Annotated in this window: 4 protein-coding genes and 1 pseudogene; all 5 read right to left on the reverse strand. The window is 34.5% G+C overall.

The window, feature by feature from the left end; genetic code table 11:
- The coding region (locus tag D8837_RS09015) for a hypothetical protein (protein WP_125456845.1) at positions 1–278 on the reverse strand (278 nt) is incomplete at its 3' end.
- Entirely contained in the window at positions 275–1,690 is a 1,416-nt protein-coding gene (locus tag D8837_RS09020) for a Y-family DNA polymerase (RefSeq protein ID WP_125456846.1), read from the reverse strand. The genes D8837_RS09020 and D8837_RS09015, both read right to left, overlap by 4 nt.
- Before the next feature lie 2 nt (positions 1,691–1,692).
- The gene (locus D8837_RS09025) at positions 1,693–2,376 is read right to left on the reverse strand and encodes a LexA family transcriptional regulator (RefSeq protein ID WP_125456847.1); all 684 of its coding nucleotides are present in this window, start codon (positions 2,374–2,376) and stop codon (positions 1,693–1,695) included.
- Positions 2,377–2,630: 254 nt separating this feature from the next.
- Positions 2,631–3,401 (reverse strand): type II toxin-antitoxin system toxin PezT, encoded by a 771-nt coding sequence (pezT, locus tag D8837_RS09030; RefSeq protein WP_125456848.1) that lies wholly within the window; start codon positions 3,399–3,401, stop codon positions 2,631–2,633.
- Positions 3,401–3,493: pseudogene (locus tag D8837_RS09035) on the reverse strand (XRE family transcriptional regulator); the annotation flags it as partial. The pseudogene D8837_RS09035 and the gene pezT, both read right to left, overlap by 1 nt.

Below are 3,493 nucleotides of genomic sequence, written 5' to 3' on the forward strand. Positions count from 1 at the left end.
GATATAAACTCTTTTTCAATCTCTTTAACAATACCCGATACTACTTTTCTTCTATTGGAGAACTTAAAAACAAAAGTTGCAGGGAATACATTCGTATAAAGTTGACGAACAAATAGAACTTTCTCTTCCATTGATAGGGAAATGGAGATATCTTCTTTATTTTTTTCTTCCCAAAGAGAACTTGAATGTTCTGACAAAAAGAATCCCATCCACTTAGCCATTCCACGATCTTGATACTCTCTTGCAGATAAAAAAGGCAAATAAGAACGATTCATCATTTTAGTCCATCTAATCCTCCAGCTGAATGACCACCAATGAGTTTACTTCTTGCAATTGTTCTAGAAGCTTGATCCAGGGCATTTCCTTTCAATAGTGAAGTAAAACCAAATTCTGTTCGAATAGCATCGATTGCGGACTGGAGCCTTTCTTCTTTTTCTATTTTCTCAATATCATCAAATAATGAAATCAATCCAAAGGATTCATCTACTAAACCAGAATAGTTAACCGCAACATTCCTAATAGCTCCTGAAGTATATTTAGTGTGAAATAACTTTAAAACGTAATTTGTCAGTAATGCTGTTTGATTGGTCGGTTCAATCTTCATTTGAGTATGAATAGATCGTTTCTGTTCCACTTTAGAGTAGCCTAGATGTATAGAAACTACTGTTGCTTTTTTACCAGCTCTTCTCAATCTAACTGCAACTTGTTCTGACATCTCACGAAGTATGATCTCAATATCTCTTTGTTTAATATAATCTCTTGGTAAAACTTGAGAGTTCCCTATCCCTTTTGACTTTGGCTTATAAGGTTTATGAACATTACTTTCATCAATCCCATTGGCATGGAACCATAACTCTAGACCCATGATACCAAGCTCTTTTTTAATCAAGTCAGGATTAGCCTGAGCCAATTCTTTAATCGAAAAGATACCTAAATTATGTAATCTCTTCTCCATGCGATTTCCAATTCCCCAGAAATCTGTCATTTTAGGAATAGTCCATACTTTCTTTTCGACATCCTCATAGGACCAATTGGCTCTCATTGTCGGAGTCTTTTTAGCTTCATTATCAAGTGCCAACTTAGCTAATAAGGGATTGGCATTAGACATGCCTACAGTTGAATAGATTCCAGTTTTTCTCCAAATCTTTTTTTGAATAGCAGAAGAAATAATATCTAATTTATCTTTCCTACTAATACTTTTATCTGGTACAAAATAATTTAATGAACTTGTTAAATCAATAAATCCTTCATCAATTGAGTAGGGATAGATATCATCTGGTGCTGCAAAATCTTGAAAGATTTTTTGAATCTCCATGTTGACAGCAATGTAAGTATCCATTCTCGGAGGAACAATCACGGTTGATTTTGCCCATTCCTCTATATAGCGGACATAGTCTATCGTTGTCGGTAAACCTTGCTTTCTAGCATTATAATAAGAGAATTTGCGAGTCTTTACATCAAAAGGTAAATCATAGGATCGTCCAACGTTCGACTTTCCAAAGACCTTTTTAAACATAGGAGAGGAAGCAAGAATTAAACCAGCAGAATTATCTGCACGACTCATAACACAAAGCGAAGTCTTAAGTGGGTGTAATCCTCTACCTACACATTCTACACTTGCGTAAAAAGATTTCATATCAATAAAGGCAATGTCACTTTGAGGTTCGAGACTATAATCAAACCAACTCATACTTAGTCCTCTAAAGGCATAAAGTTCCCAACTATTTTCCCTATAATGCGAGGATTCTCATCATAAGGCGCAAACTTATCTGGATAGTTCCGATTGAGTGAAACTAATCTAAGCCCCTTTTCTTCACGATAAACTTTCTTGATAAAGGTTTGACTGTCCCAATCTATCGCATAGATAGCCCCGTCATAGTCAAATCCTGTTTGCTTAATAAGGGCTACAGAACCATTTTTATAAGTTGGTTCCATAGAAACACCAGATACCCACGATGCAAAGTCATAATCAAATTGACGATTAAAATAAACTGTATCGTAATTACCATCATCAAAGTAAGCTGTTCCCGTACCAGCTGATAATTTTTCGTAAACTTTATAAGCAAAACGCTCAGGAATTTCTACAACCTTCGCATTCTGTTTGTTCAACAATTCTGTAGCATAATGAAGTGTTGCTTTTTGATTCTTTTTAGTTAGCTTGAGATAGGTTTCTACTATTTCATACTCTGATTCAAAATATCGAGGGTCTACATTCAAAATCTCACTCAATTTGCTTAGATTATTTTGATTCGGTTTTGTTTTACCCGCTTCCCAATTAAAGTATGAGGCTCTACTAATTCCCAAACTAGAGGCAAGTTGAGATTGAGACAATCCTTGGCTTTCTCTTTTTTCTTTTAATTTAGTAGGTGAAAACATCTTTTCTCCTTTGTAAGTTTATTAGCTAACAAAAGAATACCATAGCTAATTGAAAAAATCAAGAGTTTAATAAGCACCTAGATTTAAATTAATCATAAACTATGCTGAATTCGTACTTATATTGTTAAGAAATCATCACTGAAGAAAGAATATAACTTTTAAAAAAAGATGAAGAGCAAGCAAATAGAGAATATAAAAAAGGATCGTTATTTTTTAATTGACGATCCAATAGACTTTATTTTAAAATTCTAACTCTAACAACCATTTCGATTAGTTAAATCTTTCAATCTTTCTTCTCCAGATTTAAGCATCTCTTTCTCAACTGGATTCCATTCTCCAAATAGTAAATCATGAAGAACGGTTGCTGCTGAAGTTGTATTTTCTTTTGAATCATATACACAACTTCTATCTCGTTGGTAAATTTGAATTCTTTCAAAGAGAGCTAGTTCTTCCAATCGCCGTGTATTATCAACTAAATGATTTACAATGAAATCATGATGTTCTTTTGGAGTTGCGCGTGCTTGATTTGGATTGATAGCGTATAGTTCTTCGTATCGGATAAGGGTACTCAGATAAGACAGCTCAGGCTTTGTCGCAATCAAGGCTAATTGTACCTCATATCCCTTATTTTTCAAGAGTTGTGCTGTTTTCTTTGGAACATCAATCGTTCGTAAAGTTCCCTCAATCAAAAGATTGTATCCCAAATGACTCAATTCTCTTACTAAAGACTCTACCATTTTCCCTGCAAAATCTTTGGTGTATTCTACACTGTCTTTGCCATATTCTTGCTGCAGTTCTAAATAGTGTGGATGCTGAGAACGAAAACTATCACCATCTATGATAACAATATTTCCTTGAAATTCTTTCTGTTTAATACGATGAATTGTTGTCTTGCCAGCACCACTTTGCCCTCCAAGCAAAATCGCTATAGGTTGCTTACTGGACTTTTTTCCTCTTGTCAGAGAACGAAGATTCCTTGCTAAAGCATGTTTGAATTCGCTATCAGTATAATCTTGGATTTCCATTAGGCTACCATCCGTTTTTCAGATATCTCTAACATGCGTTCAATTCCATCCAAATATCCACTATATCTCTCTATTTCATCAAAAGTTTCTAC

It is taken from the genome of Streptococcus mitis, from assembly GCF_003942965.1.
GTDB classification, from domain to species: Bacteria; Bacillota; Bacilli; order Lactobacillales; family Streptococcaceae; genus Streptococcus; species Streptococcus mitis_BH.

Excerpts from the sequence above, each read along its gene's own strand:
- pezT (WP_125456848.1), bottom strand. The coding sequence starts at position 3,401 with ATGGAAATCCAAGATTATACTGATAGCGAATTCAAACATGCTTTAGCA.
- D8837_RS09025 (WP_125456847.1), bottom strand. The coding sequence starts at position 2,376 with ATGTTTTCACCTACTAAATTAAAAGAAAAAAGAGAAAGCCAAGGATTG.
- D8837_RS09020 (WP_125456846.1), bottom strand. The coding sequence starts at position 1,690 with ATGAGTTGGTTTGATTATAGTCTCGAACCTCAAAGTGACATTGCCTTT.